This is a genomic window from Asanoa sp. WMMD1127 (assembly GCF_029626225.1).
Taxonomy (GTDB): Bacteria; Actinomycetota; Actinomycetes; order Mycobacteriales; family Micromonosporaceae; genus Asanoa.
This window is the reverse complement of the sequence record NZ_JARUBP010000001.1, coordinates 6,986,474-7,009,597: the sequence shown is the minus strand read 5'-3', so window position 1 is coordinate 7,009,597 and position 23,124 is coordinate 6,986,474. Positions and strand designations below refer to the sequence as shown.

Annotated in this window: 25 protein-coding genes and 1 pseudogene; 17 read left to right on the top strand and 9 right to left on the bottom strand. The window is 70.7% G+C overall.

Annotated elements, in window-relative coordinates; genetic code table 11:
- Window positions 1–101 precede the first annotated feature (101 nt).
- The 3 genes from O7635_RS33480 to O7635_RS33470 form a co-directional block, all read right to left on the bottom strand.
- Window positions 102–779 carry a TIGR04222 domain-containing membrane protein gene (locus O7635_RS33480; protein WP_278084496.1) on the bottom strand — a complete coding sequence of 226 codons (678 nt, stop codon included), beginning with the start codon at window positions 777–779 and terminating at the stop codon, window positions 102–104.
- Window positions 780–843: 64 nt separating this feature from the next.
- Window positions 844–1,434, bottom strand: a complete 591-nt coding sequence (locus O7635_RS33475; protein ID WP_278084495.1) for a TetR/AcrR family transcriptional regulator — start codon at window positions 1,432–1,434, stop codon at window positions 844–846.
- Between the two features lie 62 nt (window positions 1,435–1,496).
- Complete coding sequence (locus tag O7635_RS33470; protein WP_278084494.1) at window positions 1,497–2,291, bottom strand: thioesterase family protein; 795 nt, start codon at window positions 2,289–2,291, stop codon at window positions 1,497–1,499.
- Window positions 2,292–2,320: 29 nt separating this feature from the next.
- Here O7635_RS33470 and O7635_RS33465 point away from each other — a divergent pair, with 29 nt between their 5' ends.
- From O7635_RS33465 to O7635_RS33425, 9 genes are all read left to right on the top strand, one after another.
- Entirely contained in the window at window positions 2,321–3,169 is an 849-nt protein-coding gene (locus O7635_RS33465; protein ID WP_278084493.1) for a carbon-nitrogen hydrolase family protein, read from the top strand.
- Between the two features lie 95 nt (window positions 3,170–3,264).
- Window positions 3,265–3,624: a GntR family transcriptional regulator gene (locus O7635_RS33460; RefSeq protein ID WP_278084492.1), complete on the top strand. Its 360-nt coding sequence runs from the start codon at window positions 3,265–3,267 to the stop codon at window positions 3,622–3,624.
- Entirely contained in the window at window positions 3,621–4,496 is an 876-nt protein-coding gene (locus tag O7635_RS33455; protein ID WP_278084491.1) for an ATP-binding cassette domain-containing protein, read from the top strand. Before O7635_RS33460 ends, O7635_RS33455 begins: the two co-directional genes overlap by 4 nt.
- Complete coding sequence (locus tag O7635_RS33450; RefSeq protein WP_278084490.1) at window positions 4,493–5,188, top strand: ABC transporter permease; 696 nt, start codon at window positions 4,493–4,495, stop codon at window positions 5,186–5,188. Before O7635_RS33455 ends, O7635_RS33450 begins: the two co-directional genes overlap by 4 nt.
- A 123-nt stretch (window positions 5,189–5,311) precedes the next feature.
- Complete coding sequence (locus O7635_RS33445) at window positions 5,312–5,956, top strand: HAD family hydrolase (RefSeq protein ID WP_278084489.1); 645 nt, start codon at window positions 5,312–5,314, stop codon at window positions 5,954–5,956.
- A 174-nt stretch (window positions 5,957–6,130) separates the two neighbouring features.
- On the top strand, window positions 6,131–7,060 hold the full coding sequence (locus O7635_RS33440) for an RIO1 family regulatory kinase/ATPase (protein WP_278084488.1): 930 nt from the start codon (window positions 6,131–6,133) through the stop codon (window positions 7,058–7,060).
- A gap of 85 nt (window positions 7,061–7,145) precedes the next feature.
- A complete protein-coding gene (locus O7635_RS33435) occupies window positions 7,146–7,910 on the top strand; it encodes a cyclase family protein (RefSeq protein WP_278084487.1) in 765 nt (254 codons plus the stop codon).
- Between the two features lies 1 nt (window position 7,911).
- Window positions 7,912–9,522 carry a thiamine pyrophosphate-binding protein gene (locus O7635_RS33430; RefSeq protein ID WP_278084486.1) on the top strand — a complete coding sequence of 537 codons (1,611 nt, stop codon included), beginning with the start codon at window positions 7,912–7,914 and terminating at the stop codon, window positions 9,520–9,522.
- Window positions 9,523–9,542: 20 nt separating this feature from the next.
- Window positions 9,543–9,923 carry a nitroreductase family deazaflavin-dependent oxidoreductase gene (locus tag O7635_RS33425; RefSeq protein ID WP_278084485.1) on the top strand — a complete coding sequence of 127 codons (381 nt, stop codon included), beginning with the start codon at window positions 9,543–9,545 and terminating at the stop codon, window positions 9,921–9,923.
- Here O7635_RS33425 and O7635_RS33420 read toward each other — a convergent pair.
- Window positions 9,896–10,576, bottom strand: coding sequence for a hypothetical protein (locus tag O7635_RS33420; protein ID WP_278084484.1), 681 nt, complete (start codon window positions 10,574–10,576; stop codon window positions 9,896–9,898). The two genes, O7635_RS33425 and O7635_RS33420, sit on opposite strands and share 28 nt — an antisense overlap.
- 292 nt (window positions 10,577–10,868) lie before the next feature.
- Between O7635_RS33420 and O7635_RS33415 the strand changes: the two genes are divergently transcribed.
- Window positions 10,869–11,609 (top strand): hypothetical protein, encoded by a 741-nt coding sequence (locus O7635_RS33415; RefSeq protein WP_278084483.1) that lies wholly within the window; start codon window positions 10,869–10,871, stop codon window positions 11,607–11,609.
- A 13-nt stretch (window positions 11,610–11,622) separates the two neighbouring features.
- Here O7635_RS33415 and O7635_RS33410 read toward each other — a convergent pair whose 3' ends face one another.
- Window positions 11,623–12,867 (bottom strand): alpha/beta fold hydrolase, encoded by a 1,245-nt coding sequence (locus O7635_RS33410; protein ID WP_278084482.1) that lies wholly within the window; start codon window positions 12,865–12,867, stop codon window positions 11,623–11,625.
- Between the two features lie 10 nt (window positions 12,868–12,877).
- Window positions 12,878–13,537 carry a hypothetical protein gene (locus O7635_RS33405; protein WP_278084481.1) on the bottom strand — a complete coding sequence of 220 codons (660 nt, stop codon included), beginning with the start codon at window positions 13,535–13,537 and terminating at the stop codon, window positions 12,878–12,880.
- A gap of 18 nt (window positions 13,538–13,555) precedes the next feature.
- On the opposite strand from O7635_RS33405, the gene O7635_RS33400 reads away from it, so the two are divergent.
- Window positions 13,556–13,705, top strand: a complete 150-nt coding sequence (locus O7635_RS33400) for a hypothetical protein (protein WP_278084480.1) — start codon at window positions 13,556–13,558, stop codon at window positions 13,703–13,705.
- Here the strand turns inward: O7635_RS33400 and O7635_RS33395 are convergent.
- The gene (locus O7635_RS33395; RefSeq protein ID WP_278084479.1) at window positions 13,698–14,186 is read right to left on the bottom strand and encodes a hypothetical protein; all 489 of its coding nucleotides are present in this window, start codon (window positions 14,184–14,186) and stop codon (window positions 13,698–13,700) included. The two genes, O7635_RS33400 and O7635_RS33395, sit on opposite strands and share 8 nt — an antisense overlap.
- A 165-nt stretch (window positions 14,187–14,351) precedes the next feature.
- Here O7635_RS33395 and acnA point away from each other — a divergent pair, with 165 nt between their 5' ends.
- The 4 genes from acnA (at window position 14,352) to O7635_RS33375 (ending at window position 18,149) form a co-directional block, all read left to right on the top strand.
- Window positions 14,352–17,126 carry an aconitate hydratase AcnA gene (gene acnA, locus O7635_RS33390; RefSeq protein WP_278084478.1) on the top strand — a complete coding sequence of 925 codons (2,775 nt, stop codon included), beginning with the start codon at window positions 14,352–14,354 and terminating at the stop codon, window positions 17,124–17,126.
- Window positions 17,127–17,182: 56 nt separating this feature from the next.
- The gene (locus tag O7635_RS33385; RefSeq protein WP_278084477.1) at window positions 17,183–17,428 is read left to right on the top strand and encodes a DUF2630 family protein; all 246 of its coding nucleotides are present in this window, start codon (window positions 17,183–17,185) and stop codon (window positions 17,426–17,428) included.
- A gap of 153 nt (window positions 17,429–17,581) precedes the next feature.
- Entirely contained in the window at window positions 17,582–17,872 is a 291-nt protein-coding gene (locus tag O7635_RS33380; protein ID WP_278084476.1) for a hypothetical protein, read from the top strand.
- On the top strand, window positions 17,856–18,149 hold the full coding sequence (locus O7635_RS33375; RefSeq protein ID WP_278084475.1) for a hypothetical protein: 294 nt from the start codon (window positions 17,856–17,858) through the stop codon (window positions 18,147–18,149). The genes O7635_RS33380 and O7635_RS33375 overlap by 17 nt, the downstream gene beginning before the upstream one ends.
- Here O7635_RS33375 and O7635_RS33370 read toward each other — a convergent pair.
- The gene (locus O7635_RS33370) at window positions 18,146–18,388 is read right to left on the bottom strand and encodes a hypothetical protein (protein WP_278084474.1); all 243 of its coding nucleotides are present in this window, start codon (window positions 18,386–18,388) and stop codon (window positions 18,146–18,148) included. The two genes, O7635_RS33375 and O7635_RS33370, sit on opposite strands and share 4 nt — an antisense overlap.
- A 186-nt stretch (window positions 18,389–18,574) precedes the next feature.
- Window positions 18,575–19,801, bottom strand: a complete 1,227-nt coding sequence (locus O7635_RS33365; protein WP_278084473.1) for a hypothetical protein — start codon at window positions 19,799–19,801, stop codon at window positions 18,575–18,577.
- A gap of 62 nt (window positions 19,802–19,863) precedes the next feature.
- On the opposite strand from O7635_RS33365, the gene O7635_RS33360 reads away from it, so the two are divergent.
- Both O7635_RS33360 and pulA read left to right on the top strand, forming a co-directional pair.
- The gene (locus O7635_RS33360; protein WP_278084472.1) at window positions 19,864–20,253 is read left to right on the top strand and encodes a hypothetical protein; all 390 of its coding nucleotides are present in this window, start codon (window positions 19,864–19,866) and stop codon (window positions 20,251–20,253) included.
- Between the two features lie 27 nt (window positions 20,254–20,280).
- Window positions 20,281–22,899: pseudogene (pulA, locus tag O7635_RS33355) on the top strand (pullulanase-type alpha-1,6-glucosidase); the annotation flags it as partial.
- Window positions 22,900–23,124: the final 225 nt, after the last annotated feature.

The window sequence follows — 23,124 nt, the reverse complement described above, 5'->3', positions numbered from 1 at the left end:
TCTCCCGAGGTCGCAGGGCCCGTTGCGCCCATTGTGGAGTGCCCCCGCCACAGCGTGGAAGGTCACTCGATCGCGCCGTAGGTAACGGCGGGGTAAATCCGTCAGTCACCGCAGCCGCCGCAGTCACCGCCACCGCAACCGCCGCCGCCCCCGCCGCAGGAGCCGCCGTCCTCCGGCTTGCGGGCCAGCGCCTGAAGCTCTGCCTCGGTGGCGAACGCGGGATCCAGGTGGACCAGCGCCGCCAGCCCGAACAGCGCCACAGCCAGCGCCGCGCCCGCCGGCCCGTACGTCGCGTAGCTCGGCGTCTGGCTCGGTGCCAGGTAGGCGTGCTCCCGCCGCAGCCGGTCGAGGAGACGATCACCCGCCCGGGTGCGCCCCAACGGGCGGAACAGGCTGAACGTCATCCAGACGAGGCTGGCCACGACCAGGAAGGTCAAGCCGTCGCTGCGATCGGTCCAGAGCCGGGCGGCGCCGACGTTGCGCACCCGTGGGCCGCCCGCCGCGGCGTGGTGGACGGCCGCGTCGAGCGGGGTCGCGCCCGCCGGCAGCGGCCCGGTCCGGTGCAGCCGGGTCTCCGGCCCCGCGCCGATCGCGCCCGCCTGCCGCAGCCCGGCCAACGTCGCGTAGACCGCGGCCGACACGCCGTCCCGCAGGTAGCCCACCTGCTGCGGATGCGACGGCCCGGGGCGGGTCAGCCGCCCCTGCCCCACCACCACCCGCACGAGCTTGGTCAGCACGATCGCGGCCACCGCCGCACCGAGGTAGCGCAGGTGCGTCATCGCGGGCTCCCGTCTCGCGCGCGGACGCGCCCAGTGTGGAGCCGGCGCGCCAGAGCGCGACGGGTCAGTCGCGAACCGGACGGCTGGCCTGGCGGACGGCCTCCTCGACGAGGTCGAGCACGGGGCCGAGGTCGCCGGCCGGGCGGCCCATCGCCAGGTGCAGCACGAGCCCGTCGTAGGCCAGCTCGAGGAACTGGGCCAGCACGTCGAGGTCGACGTCGTCGCGGAGCACCCCGGCGGCCCGCTGCCGGGCCAGCCGGTCGCGGGTGGCCTCGGCGATCGCGGCGGAGTGCACCGCCCAGCGCTTGGCGAACTCGGGGTCGGTGCGCAACCGCCGGGACACCTCGAGCTGGCTGCCGAGCCAGCCGGTGGTGTCGGGCGACGCGGCCTGGGCGAGCAGGTCGCGCATCACCTGGACCAGGCCGTTGCGGGCCACCGTGGCGACCATCGCGGCCGCGTCGTCCTCGGCGACGGCGAGGAACAGGGAGTCCTTGTCACGGAAATGGTGGAAGATGGCGCCCCGGGACAGCCCGGTTTCCTCTTCCAGCCGCCGAACCGTGGCACCCTCGTAGCCGTAACGGGCGAACGCGGCCCGCGCCGCCGCCAGGATCTCGTGGCGGCGGGCGTCGAGCTGGTTCTGGCTCACGCGCGGCACCCGTCGATCGTGTCAGGTGGCCCTCCGTCATGCAATCCGTACGTACGGCTTGCGTGTCGGCGTCATGTCCGCGGCCCGACCAGCAGCGCCTGCGCCCCGTGCCCCACCGCGCCGTGCTCGTCGTAGAGCAGCGTCGTGGCCACCCCGGTGCCGCCGCCGGACAGCGTCGTCCGCGCCCGTACGCACATCCACTCGCCCTCCGGCGGCCGGTGCAGGTGCAGCGTGAGGTCGGTGTTGATGAACCACCAGGTGGCCATGTCGAGCACCCGGCTCAGCCCGTTGCCGGAGTCGGCCAGCGCCACGAGCCGCTGCATCGGCGACATCGCCTGGCCGGCCACCAGCGGCACCTTGGGGCGGGCCCAGACCAGCGCGGGCCCGGGCTTCTCGAAATGGCCGGAGATGAACCGCCACTCCACCGCGCCGAGGTAGCCCGCCCGCCATGCCGGATCGCCGAACGGGGTCGCCGCCGACGGGCGCATCGGCGCCGGCTCAATCCGGGGCTGGGCCGGTCGGGGCAGGTCGAGCGGCGTGCGCCGGATCCGCCAGCCGCGGGCGGTCAGCACGGTCCGGCCGCCGGCGGCGGCGGTCGCCTCGACGAGCTCGACCGAACGGCCCGGTCGCACCACGGCGGCCGTCACCGTCAGCTCGGCGACCGGCACGGCGCCCAGGATCTCGACGGTCAGCCGGGCCAGGTGCGGCTCGCCGGCCACAGTGCTGGGCAGGGCCTCGATGGCCCGGGCCAGCAGCGCCGACGGGGGACCGGCGTGCTGCAGCCCCGCGCCCCACGGGCCCTGGGTGAGTGGGGTCGACTCGAACACGGACGGGTCACCGGTCGGCCGGTAGAAGGCGTCGTCCACGGGACCGATTCTCGCCGTAGGATGCCGCCGTGGACACCCTGCCGGCGACTCCGTTGACGGTCGCCGCCGTCCAGGCGACCCCGACGCCAGGTGCCATCGCGCACAACGCTGGCCTCGCCGCCCGCCTCGTCCGGCGGGCCGCCGACGACGGCGCGCAGGTGGTGGTCCTGCCGGAGCTGTTCCTGTGCGCCTACCACCCGCCGACGCTGCACGCCGATCCGGCCGCGGACGTTCCCGCCGGCGCCGACGGTGAGATCCACGACGGCCGCCTCGACGCCCTGCGCGACGCGGCGCGCGAGCGGTCCACGGTGGTCGTCGTGGGCGCGTCGGTGCGCCACGCCGACGGCCGGCGCGCCTGCTCGGCCGTGCTGGTCGAACGAACCGGCGCGGCCCTGGTGGCGTACGACAAGCAACTGCTCTGGGGTCCCGAGGAGAACGCGCTGTTCACGCCCGGCACCACGGGCGCCACGCTCCTGGTCGACGACTGGCGGCTCGGCCTGGGCATCTGTTACGACGGCTGCTTCCCCGAGCACGGCCGGGCCGCGGCCGACGACGGCGCGCACGGCTACCTGGCGCCCAGCGGCTACGTGGTCGGTTCGGCGCACCGGCGGGACGTCTACTACGCCGCCCGCGCGCTCGACAACACGATGTACGTCGTGTTCGCCAACTCGGTCGGCGGTGCCGGCGACTGGGCGTTCAACGGCGGCGCGGCGGTCTACGACCCCGAGGGCCGACCGGTGGTCCGGGCCGCCGACGAGGGCGAGGCCGTCGTGGTCGCGACCCTCGACCCGGCCGAGCTGGCCCGCGTCCGGACCGCCCACACCATGCTGCGCGACCGCCGTGAGCTGGGCGGACGCCGCGTACTCGCGGCTCGCTGAACTTGTTTTCTCGCAATCTGTGACCGCTGCCACTTGACGTGGGCGGTTCTTCGGTTGCATGGTTAGTTACATGAGTAATGAACCGACGAGCCGAGATGGATGAGGACCGGCCGATCTTCGTCCAGATCGCGGAGCTGATCGAAAACTCGATCATCGACGGGACGCTCGCGGAAGAGACCCAGGTGCCCTCCACCAACGAGTTGGCGGCTTTCCACCGGATCAATCCGGCCACCGCCGCCAAGGGGATCAACCGCCTGGTCGATGACGGGATTCTCTACAAACGCCGGGGAATTGGGATGTTCGTGGCAACGGGGGCCCGCGAAACGCTCCGGGAGCGTCGCCGGCTCGACTTCTCCGCCCAGTACGTGCGCCCCCTGATCGAGGAGGCCCGGAAGTTGGGCATCGGCACCGAAGACCTGAAGAAACTCATCGAGACCTGGGAGGAACAGCGATGAGCGTCGTGGCGGCAGCCGCACTGACGAAGCGGTACGGCAACGTGACCGCTCTCGACGACGTCACCTTCACCCTGGAGGAGAACGCGATCTACGGTCTCCTTGGCCGCAACGGCGCGGGCAAGACCACGCTGATGCAGCTGATCACCGGCCAGAACAGCGCCTCGTCAGGCGACCTGACGCTCTTCGGCGAGCGACCTTACGAGAACGAGTCGGCGCTGATGAAGGTCGTCTTCATCAAGGAGAGCCAGAAGTACCCGCAGGCCTACAAGGTGAAGCACGCGCTGAGCGTGGCCAGCCGGCTGTTCCCCAACTGGGACGAGGACTTCGCTCAGTCCCTTGTGGACGACTTCAACCTGCCCCGCAAGCGCGACGTGCGCAAGCTGTCGCGGGGCATGACGTCGGCCCTGGGCGTGACGATCGGCCTCGCCGCACGGGCGCCGCTGACGTTCTTCGACGAGCCGTACCTCGGGCTCGACGCCGTGGCCCGGCAGCTCTTCTACGACCGGCTGCTGGCCGACTACGCCGAACACCCGCGCACGGTGGTGCTCTCGACGCACCTCATCGACGAGGTGGCGGACCTGATCGAGCACGTGCTCCTGCTCGACCAGGGCAAGCTGCTGCTCGACGCGCCGAGCGAGGCGCTGCGCGGCGAGGTGATGGACGCGACCGGGCCGGCCGAGGTGGTCGACGAGTTCGCCGACGGTCGCCAGGTGCTGCACCGCGAGCGGCTCGCCGGCATGGCCCGGGTGACCCTGCGCGGGTCGTTCGACAACGCCGAACGGATGCGCGCCAAGAAGCTCGGCATCGACCTGGAGCCCGTGTCGCTCCAGCAGGCCGTCGTGCGCCTCACGATGGAAAGGAACGCCCGATGAAACGCATCCTCGACGTGGCCCGCCTGCACACCGAGGCCTGGATTCCCCAGCTCTTCTGGCCGTGGGGCATCATGGCCCTCTCGCTGGCGGTCAACATCCTGATCTTCGCCTCGATCGACGAGGCCTCGCCCGGCAAGACGAGCACCGGCGGCCTGTCGAGCCTCTACGTCACGGCGGCGATCGTGGCGGCGGTGTCGATCAGCCAGGTCTTCCCGTTCGCGCTGGGCATGGGCGTCACCAGGCGCACGTTCTATCTCGCCACCAGCCTCGTCATCGTGGTGCAGGCGGCGGTCTACGGGGTGTTGCTCTACCTGCTGAACCTGATCGAGGGCGGCACCAACGGATTCGGCATCGGACTGCACTTCTTCCGCATCCCGTACATCGATGTCTCCAATGGACTGTTGCAGATCGCGGTCTACGCGGTGCCGTTCCTGTTCCTGAACTTCCTCTGCGTCTTCACCGCCGTCTGGTACGTCCGGTTCGGCACCAACGGCCTGTTCGCTACCGGTGCCGCCGTGATCCTGGTGTTCGGCCTGCTCGCGGCGCTGGTCACCTGGCAGGGCTGGTGGGGGGACGTCTGGCACTGGCTGAGCACCCAGCACCAGGCGAGCCTGCTGGTGGGATGGCCCGCACTGGTGGCCGCGCTGGCCGCTCTCGGGGGAATGGCGGCCATCCGGAGAGCCAACGCCTGACGGTGGCTCACCCGGCCGATCGCCGGTCCGCGTGATGCGGGCCGGCGATCGTCCGTCACCGGCCCAAGATTGTTTACATTACGGGGGTTTTGACAGCGCGGTGCTGTCCCGTACTGTGCGCGAGTGCCCCTCATGTTCCTCGACCTGGACAACACCGTTCTGGACCGGACCGGTGCCTTCCGATCGTGGGCCGAGCGCTTCCTGGACGGCATCGGGGCACCGTCGCCGGACCTCGACTGGTTGATGTCCGTCGACGCCGACGGGCTGACCGACCGGTGGGACGTCGCCGACCAGATCCGCGACCGCTACCGGCTGACCACCTCGTCCGTGGACCTGGTCGACGAGATGCGCGAGGGCGTGGTCGCCAACAGCCGCCTCGACCCGCTGGTCGCGTGCGCGCTGCGGATCGCCGACGACGCCGGCTACGTCCCGGTGCTCGTCACCAACGGCGCCACCCGGCAACAGGACACCACGATCCGGCGTACGGGGCTCGACCGTTACGTGGCCGACTGGGTGATCTCCGAGGAGGTCGGCGTCAGCAAGCCCAACCCGCGGATCTTCGCGCTCGCGGCCGAGCGGGTGCGCATGCGGATGCGCGGCGCCTGGGTGGTCGGCGACAGCCCGGAGGCCGACATCGGCGCGGCGGCCGAGATGGGCCTGCCGAGCGTCTGGCTGCACCGGGGCCGGCGGTGGATGGAGTCGCGCTTCGAGCCGACCGCCACGGCCGGTGGCCTGATCCCGGCCGTGGCCGCCGTACTCGCCGGATAATTCGCTTGCGTTCCCCAGCGCTGGTGGGGAGACTCCCGATCTAGCTGGAACCAGATCCGGCGCGCGCCTGACCGGCGCCGCGCGGGTCGCCGAGACGGAAGGGGTGAGTTCTGTGGCTGTCGTGGTCGCGAGCGTCTCGCTGCCCTCTTCCTTCTCTCTCCAGGAGTCTCTCCGTTGCGTGAGCACGATTTCGAGCCGGCCGCTCGTGGCCGCTCCGGCAAGCGTCGTTTCGACGACGACGATCCGCAGTTCCTGAAGCGGGCGCGGCACCGCACGCCCGCCGCGTTCGACACCAACGCCGACACCGACCGGCCCGACACCGGCGACGCCTGGTCGTCGTGGGACAACGCCCTGCACGGGCCGGCGCCCCGACCCGACTGGGTGGTCACCGAGCTGGCCGCGGTCGACACGGAGCTGGGCATTCTCAAGACCGGCAAGGAAGCCGACGTCTTCCTGGTCCGGCGGGGGATCCCGGACACCGACCGCACCTGCCTCCTGGCCGCGAAGCGCTACCGCGAACCCGAGCACCGGATGTTCCACCGCGACGCCGGCTATCTCGAGGGTCGCCGGGTGCGGCGGTCCCGCGAGAATCGGGCGATGACCGGCCGCACCTCGTTCGGCCGGCAGCTCATCGCCGGGCAGTGGGCGGCGGCCGAGTTCGCCGCCCTGTGCCGGCTGTGGGAGGTCGCCACCTCCTACGGCACCATCACCGTCCCGTACCCCGTGCAGTTGATCGGGACGGAGCTGATGCTGGAGTTCGTCGGCGACGCCGCCGAGGGCCTGGCCGCGCCGCGACTGGCGCAGCTGCGGCCCTCGCCGGACGAGCTGGCGTCGCTGTGGGAGCAGCTGATGGACGCGCTGACCGTGCTGGCCCGGGCGGGGCTGGCGCACGGCGACCTGTCGCCCTACAACCTGCTGGTCAACGACGGCCGGCTGGTGGTGATCGACCTCCCGCAGGTGGTCGACGTGGTGGCCAACCCCAACGGGCCGGCGATGCTGGCCCGCGACGTCCGCAACGTGACCAACTGGTTCGCGGCCCGCGGGCTCCTGCACGACCACGACGAGGTCACCCGCCGCCTCCTCGACGAGGCGGGCGTCCGCTGACTTCCGGGCCGCCGCCCGACTTCGTTCCTCGTGGCGGCGGCCCCATGGTGGCAGGATGTCGCCAACCGTCTGATGGAGGCATGCCATGGTGGTTGTCGCGGATCTGCTCGCCGGTCTCGCGTCCGGTGCGGTCCGGGTGGTCGACCTGACCAATCCGCTCTCGTCCCGCACGCCGACGCTGCGGTTGCCGGAGCCGTTCGCGAACCTCGACGACTTCAGCCTGGAGCAGGTCAGCGCGTACGACCCGCCGGGGCCGTTCTGGAAGCACCACAACATCCGGACCGGGGAGCACATCGGCACGCACCTCGACGCCCCGGTGCACTGGATCACCGGTCGGGACGGCCATGACGTGTCGCAGATTCCGCCGGATCGGCTGGTCGGGCCCGCGGCCGTCATGGACTTCAGCGCCGCGGCTGCGGAAGACCCGGACTTCCTGCTCGAGATCTCCCACGTGAAGTCGTGGATCGACGCGCACGGCGAGCTCGCGCCGGGCACGTGGCTGCTGTTCCGGACCGGCTGGGACCGGTTCGCGCACGACCAGGCGCTGTTCCTCAACGACTCGCGCACCCCGGGCATCTCCGCGTCGTGCGCGGAGTGGCTGGCCACCGACACGCCGATCTCCGGGTTCGGCGTGGAGACGGTGGGCATCGACGCGGGCAGCGCGGGCGGGTTCGACCCGCCGTTCCCGGCGCACTTCCACCTGCTGGGCAACGACAAGTACGGGCTGACCTCGCTGCAGAACCTGGCATCGCTGCCGCCGACCGGTGCTCTGCTGGTGGTCGCGCCGCTGCCGATCGTCGGCGGGACCGGGAGCCCGACGCGCGCACTGGCCCTTGTGGATGGTCGCTGAGGTGCCGTCCGTCGCGACAGCGGTCGGGGAGACGCTGGCCGCGCTCGGTGTCGGGCACGCCTTCGGAGTGGTCGGCAGCGGCAACTTCCACGTGACCAATGCTTTGCGGGCCTCCGGGGTTCCCTTCGTCGCCGCCCGGCACGAGGGCGGGGCGGCGACGATGGCCGACGCGTACGCCCGGATGTCGGGGTCCGTGGCGGTGCTGTCGGTGCACCAGGGCCCGGGCCTGACCAACGCGGCGACCGGGCTGGCCGAGGCGGCGAAGAGCCGGACGCCGTTGGTGGTGCTGGCCCCGTCGGTCTCCGGGGCGACGTCGAACTTCGCGATGGACCAGGCGGGCTTCGCCCGTTCCTTCGGCGCGGTGCCGATGCGGGTCCACAGTGGCGCGTCGGCGGTGGCGGACACGGTGGCGGCGTGGCGGACGGCGCGGGACGAGCGTCGGACGGTGGTGTTGGATCTGCCGCTGTCGGTGCAGGGGGAGTCGGCGGTGCCAGTGCCGGTGTCGGTGCCGCCGTTGCCATCGCCGGTGGCGCCGTCGGCGTCCTCGGTTTCGGCGTTGGCGGAGCTCTTCCGTGGCGCGCGACGGCCGGTCATCGTCGCCGGGCGCGGTGCTCGCGAGGCGGGGCCCGAGCTCCGTCGCCTCGGTGCCGCGACCGGGTCGTTGCTGGCCACGTCGGCGGTGGCGAACGGCTTGTTCCACGGCGACCCGTACGACCTCGGCATCTCAGGGGGTTTCGCCTCGCCGGCGGCGGCCCGGCTGATCTCCTCGGCCGACCTGATCGTCGGGTTCGGCTGCGCGTTGAACATGTGGACGATGCGGCACGGCCGGCTGATCGCCGCCGACGCGTCGGTGGTCCAGGTCGACGTGTCCGCGTCGGCGATCGGCGCGCACCGCCCGGTGACGCTCGGCGTGGTGGGTGATTCGGCGGTCGTCGCCTCGTCGGTGCTGGCGCTGCTCGACGGCGCTGTCCTGCCCGGCTATCGGACGGCGGTCGCGGTTTCGCGTTGGAACGACGAGCCGTTCGCGGACCTGTCCACAGGGGACCGGATCGACCCGCGGGCGCTGAGCCTGGCGTTGGACTCGCTGCTGCCGTCGGAGCGGATCGTCGCCGTGGACTCGGGCAACTCCATGGGTTATCCGAGCGCCTACCTGCGCGTACCGGACGAGTTCGGTTTCTGTTTCACCCAGGCGTTCCAGTCGATCGGCCTGGGCCTGCCGACGGCGATCGGGGCGGCGCTGGCCCGCCGGGACCGCCTGCCGGTGCTGGCGTCGGGGGATGGCGGCTTCCTGATGTCGGTGGCGGAGCTCGAAACCGCGGTGCGGCTCGGCCTGCCGCTGCTCTGTGTGGTCTACAACGACGCGGCCTACGGCGCGGAGGTCCACCACTTCGGCGCGGACGCGGACCTGTCCACGGTGGTCTTCCCGGACACGGACATCGCGGCTCTGGCGGCCGGTTTCGGCGCGTCGGGCCTCACGGTCCGCCGCGCCGCCGACCTCCGCGGCGTGACGGCGTGGCTGGAATCGTCGCCGTCCGGGCCGCTGGTCGTGGACGCCAAGATCGTCTCGGACGGCGGCTCGTGGTGGCTGGCCGAAGCCTTCAAAGGTCACTGAGTCGCGCTTAGGCTGGACCCATGCCGGTGCCACGCTCGTTCCGCAAGGTCGGCCGGGTGGTCAACCCGTTCATCGTCCCGGTCGCGCGGCGGGTACGACCGCTCGCGGTCATCCACCACGTGGGCCGGCGGTCGGGCCGGTCCTACCAGACGCCGGTGATGGCCTTCGCGACGCCGGACGGCTGGGTGGTCGCCCTGGTCTACGGCGACGACGTGCAATGGCTACGCAACGCCCGCGGCCCGGGCGGCGCCACCCTGACCTGCGGCGGCCAACGCCACCCGGTGGGATCGGTACGCATCCTGGACACCGCGACCGGCGCGCCACTCGTGCCCGCCTGGGCCCGCGCCGTCCTGCGACCGGCGAAGATCCGCAACTATGTCCTGCTCGTCTCGGCACCCTGATCCGTAAGGTCGCGGTCCTCGAGCTCCCAGGCATGGTCGAGCATGTGCCAGGCCAGGCGGCGGACCAGGAACTGCAGCGCCCAGGAGCGGGCCGGCACGCCGCGGGCGTGGTGGTCGCGGATTCCCCGGACGACGGCTTCCCGGTAGGCGCGCAGGGCGCCCGGATCGTCGATCGTCTCGGGCGGGACCTTGACGCCGACCTTGCGCGCGAAGATGCCGATCTCCGCGCCGTTGACGTGCTGGATGATCTCCTCCCATTCGCGACCGCCGCCGCGTGGCCCTTTGCGAAGCTCGCGCGAGACGCGGGCGGCCGTGTCGTCGAAGGTGGTCCACGCTGCCTGGAGCAGGGCGACCTTGCGGTCGCAGCCGGCGTCGGTCATCGGCTCGCGCTCGGCCGAGGCCGTCTTCCCGGAGACGCCGTAGTAGTCGGTCATCCCGGTCCCGTCGACCTCCTCGACCACCGCGAAGCCACCGGCGGCGGCGAACAGCTCGCCGTAGCCGGCAAGCTCGGCGACCTTCGCGTAGCGGGGCCGGTAGGAGTCGAGCACCGCCAGCACATCCTGACCGATTCGAGCGCTGCGATCGAACCCAGGCCAGTCGAACGCACAGGCCACGACCCGCTTCTTCTTCCCCCGCTCAATCATCACGCGCATGGCGACACCGTACGACGGTGGCCTTCGATCCGGTGACCTAGCCTTGGCTGCGGCCCAGCCCTATCGGGGTTCGCGTCGCTCAGCGGTGCACTCAGCAGCACAAGGAGCTCGGGCGACCGCGCGAACGACTGTGTGGTCCTACGGCGTGAATTCGACGTGTAACGGCTCTTCCCGTTGGCCCGAAAGGGGTGTGGTGCGCTCACCCGGCGCCGACTACGCTCGCCTCCATGAATGAGCGGAGCATGTGCCGCCGCGGTTTGCTCTGGTCCTAGGGAGACCGTGAGGAACGGCTATGACCCTGCATCGGCAAATTCGTAGGACCCAGCCCGGTGAGGTCCGTCACTCAATCACGCTCGGGCCGGCAAGGTTGTACTTAGAAGATCTGGAAGCGATTGTCGAGACGCTCAAGGATTTTGCCTCGACTGCCGTCGAAGCGGGCGCGACGGAGCCTCCCGCGGTCCGTCATGTCACGATCCAGGCGGCCGATGCCGTCGCCGACGCGGTCGAGGATCTGAAGGAAGCAACCACGGCGGAACTGAACGAAGTCAAGGTTTACGTGAATGGACCGTCCGCGGTAGACCTGTCACTCGGCAACTCCCACGCGCGCATCGAAGTCGACGCCGGGGATCCCGACGCCCGAGCCCTCGCGAGTGACTTGGCCGTGTTCATCGGGAGTCGCCGAAGCTATACCCCACCACTCCGCATGTATCCAGGCGCGGACTTGTTCGCCCTCGCACTGACATGCGCAGTCGTTGCCGGTGGGGCCATAGCACTTCTGCAAGGATCGCGATGGACATCGACATGGTGGTTCGCAGCGGTGTCGGTCGTGCTCTTCAATATTGGCAATCTAGGAATCAACTACTTTCAGGCGCGGCGGCTGGGCTGCGTCGAGGTCGTTCCTGAGCGCCGTAAAGAGAAGACCAGGCTTTCCCGCCAGGTCCGTAGGGACCTGGTTGTAGTGCTCGTCGGTGCAGTTGTCGGTGGCACACTGGCAGGCTTTCTCGGCCTTTGGCAGGGTATGCTCGCCAAGTAGCTCGAACGATTATTCAGATGCGGCCGGCGGTCATGTCCATGAGGCGGGCCAGGACCTTGCCGCGGGAGACCGCTCCGCCGTCGTGTTCGTATTCGTTCGTGACCCACGTGCGGACGTTTCCTACGGCGCCTGCTGTCTCCAGCGACAGCCCCGCGTCCACGTACATGTCGTCGAAGTAGATCGCCGCCGCTACCGGGACCTCGTTCGACGCCAGGCGGTCCACGTCGTAGAGAGCCGGCCAGTCGTCAGCCTCGGCCAGGGTGTCGGCCGCGGCCGCGAAGGGGCGTAACGCCGCGATGTCGCGGAACATCCACGGGTACATCATCTCGCCCGTGAAGAGCAGCGGGTCCGCGGACGGGGCGAACTCCGGGCGGGACTCGAGCGCTCGTTGCGCCGCCCAGCGCGTCGGGCGGCCCGGGGCGCCGTAGATGTATTCCTGGAGCGCGAACAGGGGTGAGTCGACGAAGCCCGTGCGGGTCATCACCTCGTACAGGAAAGCGTCCGACAGCCACCCGTCGTCCAGCAGCCAGTGCAGGCGTTCGTAGCCGTCGCCCATGCCGAAGGCGTTGCCCAGGTAGCGGAAGCGGTCCAGCGTCAGGCGGTCGCCGTCCGGGAGGCGTACGTCCGTCGACGTCAGCTCGTCGGCGATCCGGCGGATCGTGGCCGCGTCACCGGGGTAGCGCGCGTAGTAGGCCGCGTTCTTCGCCGCCACCCGCGGGTAGGTCCGGGCGTACACATCGTCCGCCGACGCCGACAGGCCCGGCAGGCCGCCGGTGACATAACAGGCCCGCAAGCCCGCAGGCGCCAGGCTCAGATAGGTGAGCGTCACGAAACCGCCATAGCTCTGGCCCAGCGACTCCCACTGCCCGTCACCCAACAGCCGCGCCCGGATCAGCTCCGCGTCCCGGACGATGCTGTCCGCACGGAACAGGCGCAGGTAGTCGGCCAGGTCCGTCCGGCCCGCGACGGTCCGGCCGGTGATCGGCGTGCTCCGGCCCGTGCCGCGCTGGTCGAGCAGCAGCACCCGGTGCGTCTTCAGCGCCTGCCCCAGCCACCGCTCCGACGCGCCCGACGGTCGGGGCGACGGAGAGCCAGGACCGCCCTGGAAGAAGATCAGCCACGGCAGCGCCTCGCCGGCGCGGTCGATGGCGCAGACCTCCCGGGCGAAGACCTCGATGGAGCCCCGCGACGGATCGCCGTGGTCGAGCGGCACCGTGAACGTGTGGTCGGTCAGCGCCAGGCCGGGAATGCGGATCATCGCGCCAACGCTACGGGATCTCCACCGCGATCTCGTCGCCCAGTTTCGCGCCCGCCTCCAGCGTCAGCTCGTCGCCGCTCCAGAAGCGGCCCGGGTCGTACCAGTTCGGGCGGCGGCCCGCCGGCAGCAGGCCCATCGCCTCGTAGGTGACCGCGACGACCTCCGCGCAGTAGGCCGTCTCCAGCCGCGCGTCGGCCGGCGGAGCCGCACCGGCCTGCGACTCGCCGGCGAAGAAGCCGCTGCGCAGGTCCGGCACCCGGCCCCGCGCCCACCGCCACGCCAGCCGGGCCGTCGACGGGAACGGGGTCCCGTCGAGCCGGGCGATCGTACGCAGCACCGCGTTCTCCATCTCCGCCGACACCGGCGTCTGGAGCTGCCGCAGCCACGCCCGCTGACCGTACCGCCGCGCCCAGACCAGCACCGCTTCGCGCAGGTCGTGCAGCTGCACGCCCCGCTGGAACGTGCCCGTCCAGTGGTCACGCAGCGACCGGCCCAGCTCGGCGTGCCACATCAGGGCCGGCAGGTCCTCGATCACCACCGACATGCCGACGTGGTTGACGGGGCTGTTGGTGGCGAACCGGATCGCGCGATCCGGCATCGAGCTGCCGCGGAACAGCCACACGTCGCCCGTACGCGTCAGCTCGACCGCCGCATCCAGGGAAATGGCCATGCCTCTACCCTATGTGGAATGCGATGGTGGAAGGTGCTGGGAATTGCCGGGATCGTCGGGGTCGCGGCGACCGGGGTCGTGGTGGCGCGGGCCGAGCGGAAGCGGCGGGCCTACACGCCCGACGAGATCAAGCAGAAGCTGCGCGAGAAGGCGGCGGAGGCTAGCTGACCGCCGGCACTTCCTCGAGGTCCGTCGCGCCCTTGCGCTGCACGGCGATCGGGTCGGCGACAACCGTGATCCGGTACGAGACGGCGACGTTGGACAGGATCGCGCCGCGGAACCAGAGGCACACGCCGACGCCCTCGGCGCCCTCGGGATGCTCGTAGAACTCGACCTCGGGCTCGACCAGCGCCCCGAGCAGGCCCTGGGTGCCCCGCTCGGTCGACGCGACCTGCAGCACACCGGCCGTGACCTGCACCTCGACGCTCTCCAGCTGGTCGGCGTCGTACCAGTGGGTGTCGGGCAGGAACAGCCGCGAGTCGACGTCACGCTTCGTGTAGGCGCCGCCCATCAGGCCCGTCTCCGGGTCGGGCTCGTCGCCGAGGTAGGCCACGCCCGCGTAGTCGGTGCGCAGCCGGCGTTCCTCGGTCTCGTAGTCCGTCACCAGGACGTCGATGCGGGGCTGCGGCTGGAGGTGCACGTCGGTCACGCGCCGCACACTAGCAGGACCACCTTGGCGACGGTTCACGCCTCGGGTTGACCAGAAAACAAGACGGACGTACGGTTTACATGCTTGCGGTTAGCCGAACCTAAGCCCGGCGAGCGCAGCCTGCTGCGAAAGACTGATGCGAAACAGGCGGAGAAGGAGTACGACGTGGCGAGCCTCGACACCTTCGGTGCGAAGAGCCAGCTGCGCGTCAACGACGCGAGCTACGAGATTTTCAAGGTCACGAGTGTCGACGGGCACGAGCGGCTGCCCTACAGCCTCAAGATCCTGCTGGAGAACCTGCTCCGGACCGAGGACGGCGCCAACATCACGGCGGACCACATCCGGGCGCTGGCCGGCTGGGACGCCGACGCCGACCCGAGCGTGGAGATCCAGTTCACGCCGGCCCGGGTGCTGATGCAGGACTTCACCGGCGTGCCCTGCGTGGTCGACCTGGCCACCATGCGCGAGGCGGTGCGGGAGCTGGGCGGCGACGCCACCAAGGTCAACCCGCTGGCGCCGGCCGAGCTGGTCATCGACCACTCGGTGATCGCCGACCTGTTCGGCCGCGAGGACGCGTTCGCGCGCAACGTCGAGCTCGAGTACCAGCGCAACCGCGAGCGCTACCAGTTCCTGCGCTGGGGCCAGACCGCGTTCAACGAGTTCAAGGTCGTCCCGCCGGGCACCGGCATCGTGCACCAGGTCAACATCGAATACCTCGCGCGTACGGTCATGGAGCGCAACGGGCAGGCCTACCCCGACACGGTCGTCGGCACCGACTCGCACACCACGATGGTCAACGGCCTGGGCGTCGTGGGCTGGGGCGTCGGCGGCATCGAGGCCGAGGCCGCCATGCTGGGCCAGCCGGTGTCGATGCTGATCCCGCGGGTCGTCGGCTTCAAGCTCTCCGGCGAGATGCCGGCCGGCACCACCGCCACCGACCTGGTGCTGACGATCACCGAGATGCTGCGCAAGCACGGCGTCGTCGGCAAGTTCGTCGAGTTCTACGGTCCCGGCGTGGCCGCGGTGCCGCTGGCCAACCGGGCGACGATCGGCAACATGAGCCCGGAGTACGGCTCGACCATCGCGATCTTCCCGATCGACAGCGAGACGATCAACTACCTCGAGCTGACGGGGCGGGACGCGCAGCAGGTCGCGCTCGTCGAGGCGTACGCCAAGGAACAGGGTCTGTGGCACGACCCCGAGCGCGAGCCCGCGTACTCCGAGCGCCTCGAACTTGATCTGAGCACGATCGAGCCGTCGCTGGCCGGCCCCAAGCGCCCCCAGGACCGGGTGCCGCTGGGCAGCGCGAAGCCGCTGTTCCGCTCGGTGCTCACCGACTACGTGACGCAGACCGGCGCCGCCGACGAGGCGTCCGAGGAGTCGTTCCCGGCCAGCGACCCGCCGGCCAACGACCACGACGACCCGGCCGACCAGCCGCGCAGCCACGAGTCGGCGGCCGTCGGCGCCGACGGGCGCACGTCGAACCCGATCCGGGTCACCGGCGACGACGGCGCCGAGTTCGAGCTCGACCACGGCGCGGTCGTGATCGCCGCGATCACCTCCTGCACCAACACGTCCAACCCGCAGGTGATGATCGGCGCGGCGCTGCTCGCCCGCAACGCCGTCGACAAGGGCCTCAACCGCAAGCCGTGGGTCAAGACCACGCTGGCGCCGGGCTCCAAGGTCGTCATGGACTACTACGAGCGGGCCGGCCTCACGCCCTATCTGGAGAAGCTCGGGTTCCACCTCGTCGGCTACGGCTGCACCACCTGCATCGGCAACTCCGGCCCGCTGCCCGAGAGCATCTCGGCCGCCGTGGCGGAGCACGACCTCTCCGTGGTCTCGGTGCTGTCCGGCAACCGCAACTTCGAGGGCCGGATCAACCCCGACGTCAAGATGAACTACCTGGCGTCGCCGCCGCTGGTGGTCGCGTACGCGCTGGCCGGCTCGATGGACATCGACCTGGTCAACGAGCCGATCGGCGTGGGCTCCGACGGTCAGCAGGTGTTCCTGCGCGACATCTGGCCGTCGGCCGCCGAGATCGAGGAAGTGATCGGGCGGGCGATCGCGAGCGAGATGTTCACGCGGGACTACGCGGACGTGTTCGCGGGCGACGAGGCGTGGCAGAGCCTGCCGACGCCGAGCGGCGACACGTTCGCCTGGGACGCCGACTCGACCTACGTGCGGAAGCCTCCGTACTTCGAGGGCATGTCGCGTGAACCGCAGCAGGTGTCCGACATCCACGGCGCTCGGGTACTGGCGAAGCTGGGCGACTCGGTCACGACCGACCACATCTCGCCGGCCGGTTCGATCAAGCCGGACTCGCCGGCCGGTCGCTACCTCGCTGAGCACGGTGTCGAGCGGCACGAGTTCAACTCCTACGGCTCGCGGCGCGGCAACCACGAGGTCATGATCCGCGGCACGTTCGCCAACATCCGGCTGCGCAACCAGCTCGTGCCCGGTGTCGAGGGCGGCGTGACGGTCAACCACCTCTCCGGCGAGCAGACGACGATCTACGACGCTTCGGTGGCGTACGCGTCTGCGGGTGTGCCGTTGGTGGTCCTGGCGGGCAAGGAGTACGGCTCCGGCTCGTCGCGCGACTGGGCCGCCAAGGGCACGATGCTGCTGGGTGTGCGGGCGGTCATCGCGGAGTCGTACGAGCGGATCCACCGCTCCAACCTGATCGGCATGGGCGTGCTGCCGCTGCAGTACCCGGCGGGCCAGAACGCGGAGTCGCTGGGCCTTACGGGCACGGAGACGTTCGAGATCACGGGCGTCGAGGAGCTCAACGGCGGCTCGACCCCGCGTACGGTCTCCGTGACGACGGACACGGGCGTCTCCTTCGACGCGGTGGTCCGGATCGACACGCCCGGCGAGGCCGACTACTACCGGCACGGTGGCATCCTGCAGTTCGTGTTGCGCAAGATGCTGGAGAGCTGAACCACGGAAGGGCCCCCTGGACCACAGGGGGCCCTTGCCTGTGCAAGGCTCGACGCATGGACGACAAGACCGTGTTGAACCGGATCAACGACCTGGTCCAGGAGGAGCACCAGCTCCGCACCCAGGTCCAGTCCGGCCAGATTTCCTCGGACGACGAGCGCACCCGCCTGCGCGAGCTCGAAGAGGCCCTGGACCAGTGCTGGGACCTCCTCCGCCGCCGCCGCGCAGCCCGAGCCGCCGGCGCGGACCCGGACTCCGTCAACGCGGAGCCGATCTCCGAGGTCGAGGGCTACCTGCAGTAATCGGCACCGCCAGCCCCGCCGATCACTCCCGTCTGCGGTCCACGGGGTGCGCTTCAGCGGAGGCGACACCGGGAGCGCACTCCACGTCCTTGCCGAGATCGGCCACCTGATCGCGCTTCGGCGATCTCGCGCCACCGAGAAGGGCAGCGGCGGATGACTCGGGTCGAACCGGCAGCTTCTTTGGCTCGCACCCTGTTCCTGGTGGGTGGCGGCGGCGGGTCCACGCCCGGCGTTCTGTTCATTCATGGTTACGGCAGTGACCAGATGGGATACCGCGATCGCGCGGACGCGACGTCAGTGGCCATCGGCGGTGCCTGCCTGACCTTCGACCTGAGCGGCCATGGCCGAAGCGGCGGTGAGTTGTCGCGGCTGAGCATCAAGGACCACCTGGCCGACGCGATCAGCGCCTACGACGAGCTCGCCGGCCATGTACGACGATCATGACTTCGACGTCCCGCCCGGTGTGAGCGCTCGATTCACGAACCCCGATGCGGATGCTGGCTTGCTGGCCGCCGCGCTGGGGCAGTTCAGGGGTGACACCCTGATCCTCGAGTCCGCCCTCGACGAGGTCATTCCACATAGCGTGATCGAGAAGTACCTGCAGTTCGCGCCGACGGCGCAGCACCGCGTAACGGCCGACGCGACACACGCGCTGACCGAGGCGTCATGGCGGGAGAAGTTCCGCTCGTCCATCGTCGAGTGGTTCAGCCAGCAGCTCTAGTTCGAACCAAGCCGACCGTCCAGCTCTGCCACCTTGCCGAGCAGGTGTTCGTGCGCCGCCGTCACAGCGGTTCGGATCGCCTCCTCGGAAGCCTCCGGGGCGTTCGTGCGCCAATCGAGCAGGGCGATCTGGTCCGCAGTCGGCGGCAGCAGCAGGTCCGCGAGCCGATCGGCGTGCGTCCATCCGCGACGATGCACCGCCAGGAACGCGTCGTACAGCAGGTATTGGCTCGCCAGCACGCGCCACAACGTCGGTTGAACTCTCCAAAGGTCATACACCGAGACCGCCTGCCCGGCGTTGTCCCGCCGTCTCCGGCACCTCCGAAGTCGCCTGTGGTCAACGCGTCCGTGATCACCTCGAGTGTGCCCAGATACAGGAGGCGTCAACGTGCGCGCCACTGTGCACCTTCGGTGGCCGACCGGCAATCAGATTGACGACGGTTCCGCTACCCAGGCGGAGAACACCGGCAGGCCCAGCCAGGCGGCGCCTTCGGAGGTGTTGGGTTGCCAGCCGTCTTCCCAGGGGCGGTCCGCTACCGCTACCACCGCATACGGGTGGCCGAAGCGGATCTCTGCCGTCCGGCGCAGCCCATCCTGCGGGATCGGGAACCCGACCGCCACCGCCATCGCCGAAACGGCCGCTGCCTCGAAGCCCACCCGTGAATAGCGGGCCATCGCCGACTGCACCGCGTCATGGCGCGCGTCCGGCGCCGACAGCGCGTCCTTCGCGGCCGCCGCCGCGGCCGGCAGCCCGAGCTCCGGCCGGTCAAGGTCGTGCTTGCTCGCCGCCGACCAGGCCGGCAACACCGCCCGGTGCACCTCCTCCCGACCTCCCGGCGCCGTCACCTGCGCCGACTCCTCGGTGATCGTCCACGCCGGACCCTCACCCACCGGCAGGTCGAACAGCGACCGCCGATCAATCGCCCCCCGTGTCGCCGAGGCCACCGCCAGTTCGTAGGCCGCGCCCATCACGTCCAGCGCCGCCGCCGACGGAGGCCCGATCACCGACGTCACCCGCAACCCCTCGACCGCGTAGCCAGTGTGGACGGCGACATCACCCACCGAAGGCACCCGGGCGATGAAGGCGTCATGACCCTGCGCCGGCATCTCCAGCACCTGCAACACCGACCCGGCCCACGAAGAGGAAGCACCCAACCGGGACGCCGGCGCCAGGTCGAACGGCACCACCCACGACACCTTCGTCGCCAGCGCCGTCGCCAGCAGCAGCAGCACATCCGGGGACAGCGTCAGCGGGAACTTCTTGATCAGACCCGACGTGTGCTCGTCGGCCCACGCGTCCGCCGACGCCTGCGACGGCAGCGGTCCCGTTTCGATCGACGGTGGCAGGGCCGCCATCCACGCCTCGACGGCCGGGGTCGGCGAGGACGCGAGCCAGAACGCCGCCGCTGAGAGCACGGCGGGGTGCGGGTCCGACAGCAGGGACGACGCCACGGAGCGGGCACTGTCGAGGTCGACCCCCAAGGCCTGCGACAGTGACGCCGCGTGCGGTCCGCCCGCGGCGGCCGGCGCGCACAGCGCCGCCAACAGCCACGCACCCAGCGGCGACGCCACGTGATGGCCGGCGCCGGCCCCCGCGTGCAGCAGGGACGCATAGCGGGCAAGCGGCGCCCGGAGGTCGACAGCCGTCGTCATGCTTCCCACTCTGCCAGCCGTTAAGCGTTTGCGCCGGGTCCCCAACGGCAACTTAAGACCCCGTGAACGCCAAGACCGACCTTGACGTCCTGTCCGACTTCTTCGACCGGTACGGGTCCGCCCTCACGGCGGGCGACGTGGCGGCCATCGCGGGCTGTTACGCGCTTCCCGGCAGCGTCGTCGCCGACGCGTACACGTTCACCTTCTCCTCGCCCGCCTCCGTCGCGCTCTCGTTCATCGGGGCCGCGCCCGACTACCAGGATCGGGAGCTGATCGCCGCGCATGCCGGCATCGGCGACGTACAGAAGATCAGCTCGGCCCTGGCGCTCGTGACCGTCGAGTGGGAGTTCCTCGACAGCCAGGGGCGGTCGGTGCCGGGGGAGCGCTACGTCTACCTGGTCCGGACCACCCCGGAGGGCCCGGCGATCTGCACGGTGATCCACGCCGCCTGACCTGAGCGCGGGTGAGAGGATCTTCGGATGGATCTGACCCGGCAGCGGGCGCACTGGATCGACCGGTCCACGGTCGTCTGGCGCTTCGAAGGGCCCGTCGGCGACCGCCGCTGTGACCTGGTCTGGTCGTCCGAGGCCGCGCTGGAGATCATCGACGGGGCGCTGGTCGGGCCGCACGAGACGCTGCCCCTGCGCCCGCGGCCCGGTGGGCTGAGCACCCAGCAACGACGCACCTGGCCGCACCTCGCCGGGCCCGATCACACCGCCTTCACCGTCGACGCCGACGAGGACACGATCAAGCGCGCCCTGCGTGGCCAGGTCGCCGTCACCGCGCGCGACGACGGCGGCTGGCTGCTGGTCGCCACGGGCACGCAACTGCCGGGCGTCCTCGACGACGTGTACGCCGACGCCGTACACACCGATCTCGGTTGCCGTTTCCACGACGACGGCGGCGTGACGATCTCGGTCTGGGCGCCGACGGCCCGCGCGGTCGCGCTCGAGTGGTGGCCGGGCGACGAGCCCGAGACCACGCCGATGTGGCGCGACGACCACACCGGCGTCTGGCGGATCGACGGCGACTGGGGTTGGACCGGCCGCCGCTACCGCTTCCGCGTCGAGGCCTACCACCCGGCCACCCAGCGCGTCGAGACGATGAGCGTCACCGACCCGTACTCCGTCGCCCTGACCGCCAACTCCACCCACAGCATCGTCGCCAACCTGCGCGACCCGCTGCTGATCCCCGCCGACTGGGACACCCTGCGCAAGCCGCCACCGCCGAGCAACCCGGCCCGCGCGCAGGTGCACGAGGTGTCCGTCCGCGACTTCTCGATCTACGACCGCAGCGTGCCGGAGGCGCGGCGGGGCACGTTCGCCGCGTTCGCCACGCCCAACAGCGCCGGCCTGCGCCACCTGCGCCGCCTCGCCGACGCCGGCGTGACCCACCTGCACCTGCTGCCGGCGTTCGACTTCGCGACCGTGCCGGAGCGCCGCGACGAGCAGGCCACCCCCGAGGGCGACCTGGCCGCGCTGCCGCCGGACTCGCCGGAGCAACAGGAGAAGATCGCGGCGGTACGCGACCGCGACGGCTACAACTGGGGCTACGACCCCCTGCACTACTCGGTGCCCGAGGGCAGCTACGCGACCGACCCCGACGGCCCCGCGCGGATCGCCGAGTTCCGGGAGATGGTGGCCGCGCTCAACGGCGCCGGGCTGCGCGTCGTGATGGACGTCGTCTACAACCACACCGTCGCGGGCGGCGTCAACCACCACTCGGTGCTCGACCGGATCGTGCCCGGCTACTACCACCGGCTCCTCGCCGACGGCCGCGTAGCCGACTCGACCTGTTGCGCCAACACCGCGCCCGAGCACGCGATGATGGGCAAGCTGGTCGTCGACTCGGTGCTGCGCTGGGCGGTCGACTACAAGGTCGACGGCTTCCGCTTCGACCTCATGGCCCACCACCCCAAGGCCAACCTCCTGGCCGTACGCGAAGCCCTGGACCGGCTCACTCCCCAGCGCGACGGCGTCGACGGCCGATCGGTCCTGATCTACGGCGAGGGCTGGGACTTCGGCGAGGTGGCCGGCAACCAGCGGTTCATCCAGGCGAGCCAGCACCAGTTGGCCGGCACCGGCATCGGCACGTTCAACGACCGCCTGCGCGACGCGGTCCGCGGTGGTCAGGCCTTCGAGAGCAACCCCCGCGCCCAGGGGTACGCCACCGGCCTGTTCACCGACCCCAACGACGACGACGTCAACGGGTCTGTTGATGACCAGCGAGCCCGGCTGCGGCATTACCAGGACGTGATCAAGATCGGGTTGACCGGCAACCTGGCCACCTACCGCTTCGTGGCGGCGAGCGGCGTGACCCTGTCCGGCGCCGAGTACCTCTACAACGGCTCACCGGCCGGCTACTGCGCGACGCCGGGGGAGTGTGTGACCTATGTGGACGCTCACGACAACGAGATCCTCTTCGACACACTCGCTTTCAAGCTTCCGAGCGCGGTTTCCGCCGCCGACCGGGCCCGCATGCAACTGCTCGCGCTGTCGTTCACGGTGCTGAGCCAGGGCATGGGCTTCGTCGCTCTTGGTTCCGAACGCCTGCGGTCAAAGTCGCTGGACCGCAACTCGTTCGACTCCGGCGACTGGTTCAACGCGATCCGCTGGGATCCCGCGGAGGGCAACGGCTTCGGCCTGGGCTTGCCGCCGGCATGGGACAACGGCGACAAGTGGTCGTACGCGGGCCCGCTCCTGGCCAACCGCGACCTCGTGCCGCCGCCGGAGCTCATGGAATGGACGGTCTCGCGCTACCTGGAGCTCCTCCGGATCCGCCGCGACTCGCCGCTGTTCGGGCGGGCGACCGCGGTGGAGGTCCAGGACCGCCTGTCGTTCCCGTTGAGCGGCCCTGGTGAGACCCCCGGCGTGATCACCATGCGCCTGCGGGGAGTCGAGGACCTGGTGGTGGTCTTCAACGCCACCCCGACCACGGCCACCCAGAAGTTGGGGGACCTCCGCGGCGGGGCCTTTGGTCTGCACCCGCACCAGCGGTCGGGCGGCGATCCCGTGCTGGCGAAGTCGGTCTTCGACCCGGCAACCGGCATCTTCACGGTCCCGGCCCGCACGGTGGCCGTCTTCACCGGCCACCCCTGACAGCGACCCTCTGTGACCGGCCCGGCGGGTGGGTGTGCGCGCGGGCGCACATGCCAAAGCATGTAGCCACATGCTCTGACATGTACGCCCGCGGCGACACCCCTCGCCCTGGCGCGACACGCCCGAAGCGACACGCGGCGGAGGCGCCCGGATTAGGGCAGGCGGCGCTTCCAACCCGCCGGCCTCGACCGGGGCCGGTGGCGCGGTCGGCTGTTGCCGGAGCTT

Bases quoted from the DNA above. Each gene is read 5' to 3' on its own strand.
- O7635_RS33480 (WP_278084496.1), bottom strand. From the start codon at position 779: ATGACGCACCTGCGCTACCTCGGTGCGGCGGTGGCCGCGATCGTGCTG.
- O7635_RS33460 (WP_278084492.1), top strand. From the start codon at position 3,265: ATGGATGAGGACCGGCCGATCTTCGTCCAGATCGCGGAGCTGATCGAA.
- O7635_RS33455 (WP_278084491.1), top strand. From the start codon at position 3,621: ATGAGCGTCGTGGCGGCAGCCGCACTGACGAAGCGGTACGGCAACGTG.
- O7635_RS33450 (WP_278084490.1), top strand. From the start codon at position 4,493: ATGAAACGCATCCTCGACGTGGCCCGCCTGCACACCGAGGCCTGGATT.
- O7635_RS33435 (WP_278084487.1), top strand. From the start codon at position 7,146: ATGGTGGTTGTCGCGGATCTGCTCGCCGGTCTCGCGTCCGGTGCGGTC.
- O7635_RS33425 (WP_278084485.1), top strand. From the start codon at position 9,543: ATGCCGGTGCCACGCTCGTTCCGCAAGGTCGGCCGGGTGGTCAACCCG.
- O7635_RS33420 (WP_278084484.1), bottom strand. From the start codon at position 10,576: ATGCGCGTGATGATTGAGCGGGGGAAGAAGAAGCGGGTCGTGGCCTGT.
- O7635_RS33415 (WP_278084483.1), top strand. From the start codon at position 10,869: ATGACCCTGCATCGGCAAATTCGTAGGACCCAGCCCGGTGAGGTCCGT.
- O7635_RS33410 (WP_278084482.1), bottom strand. From the start codon at position 12,867: ATGATCCGCATTCCCGGCCTGGCGCTGACCGACCACACGTTCACGGTG.
- O7635_RS33405 (WP_278084481.1), bottom strand. From the start codon at position 13,537: ATGGCCATTTCCCTGGATGCGGCGGTCGAGCTGACGCGTACGGGCGAC.
- O7635_RS33400 (WP_278084480.1), top strand. From the start codon at position 13,556: ATGCGATGGTGGAAGGTGCTGGGAATTGCCGGGATCGTCGGGGTCGCG.
- O7635_RS33385 (WP_278084477.1), top strand. From the start codon at position 17,183: ATGGACGACAAGACCGTGTTGAACCGGATCAACGACCTGGTCCAGGAG.
- O7635_RS33380 (WP_278084476.1), top strand. From the start codon at position 17,582: ATGACTCGGGTCGAACCGGCAGCTTCTTTGGCTCGCACCCTGTTCCTG.
- O7635_RS33375 (WP_278084475.1), top strand. From the start codon at position 17,856: ATGTACGACGATCATGACTTCGACGTCCCGCCCGGTGTGAGCGCTCGA.
- O7635_RS33365 (WP_278084473.1), bottom strand. From the start codon at position 19,801: ATGACGACGGCTGTCGACCTCCGGGCGCCGCTTGCCCGCTATGCGTCC.